Origin of the sequence: Acidithiobacillus ferriphilus, from assembly GCF_018854775.1 — a bacterium.
GTDB lineage: Bacteria > Pseudomonadota > Gammaproteobacteria > Acidithiobacillales > Acidithiobacillaceae > Acidithiobacillus > Acidithiobacillus ferriphilus.
Map to the genome: position 1 here is coordinate 1 of NZ_JAAZTY010000204.1, position 536 is coordinate 536.

Sequence of the window (536 nt, forward strand, 5' to 3'; positions counted from 1 at the left end):
CACCCCCCTGCGGTACCCGCTGATCCGCACCACCATAGGGCGTTCCACTTAAAACCAGTCCTTCACCACGGGCGGAACCAGTCACCTTGCTGTCCGGCCCCAAGCGGATGCCCGTCATCGTCGCACCGGCGACACCGCTTCCGCTTGCCATCAAGGCGCGTGCGCTGGCCTGGGAATCGGATGCGCAAAATGCCGCGTACTGATCGGGACCGGCGTATTCCGTGCCCGTGACCGGCTGGCAACCGCCGTATTCATCGCCGGTGACCTTGGGGCTGCGTTCCACCGAGGTGCCGGATACCGGCTGCTCGTGCCAGGTGCGCATCACACCGACTTTTTCCGCTCCGGGAACGGGCTTGCGGTTGCAGGCCTGATATTGCGCCAGTCCGGCAGATTCTGTGCCCGTCACACTGGCGCAGGCCCCACGTTCCGTACCCGTCACGCGCTCTCCGGGGGCCGTTTCCGTACCGGTCAAAACCTGCTCGCGCAGCGTACTCATCACGCTCACCTTGTGCGGAGCGTTGCCGCCGTCGCGACAC

The 536-nt window shown here is 65.7% G+C and carries 1 protein-coding gene; it reads right to left on the minus strand.

Features of this window, described 5'->3' with window-relative positions; translation table 11 throughout:
* Nucleotides 1-496, minus strand: a 496-nt coding sequence (locus tag HF921_RS12200; RefSeq protein WP_226834584.1) for a CsoS2 family carboxysome shell protein, incomplete at its 3' end; no start/stop codon positions are given.
* Nucleotides 497-536: the final 40 nt, after the last annotated feature.